Genomic DNA, 254 nt, shown 5'->3' with positions numbered 1-254 from the left:
CATGCCTATCCTTATCGCCATCCTTACAACTATCTTTTGACATGGTGACCTCGTGACGAAACAATCCACGAGATCTTCCTAGCCGACCAGATCAGCCCTCAGTGCGTGGTCGCCGGATGACGCTCACATCCGTTCGACGGCGGGCTGTGGGTGTTTCGCTCCAAGCGCCGAGATCGCGTGAAGATCCTGACCTGGGACGGAAGCGGCCTTGTTCTTTACTACAAGAGAATCGAAGGGCAGTTCAGCTGGCCGCC

At 56.3% G+C, this 254-nt stretch carries 1 pseudogene; it reads left to right on the top strand.

What is annotated here, in order from left to right:
• Positions 1–135: 135 nt before the first annotated feature.
• Positions 136–254 (top strand): annotated as a pseudogene (gene tnpB, locus ACZYOF_RS44810) (IS66 family insertion sequence element accessory protein TnpB); the annotation flags it as partial.

The organism is Bradyrhizobium sp. LeoA1Lang (genome assembly GCF_055413685.1).
Note: the sequence above shows the minus strand (reverse complement) of the source record. Positions and strands in the feature narration are given on the sequence as shown.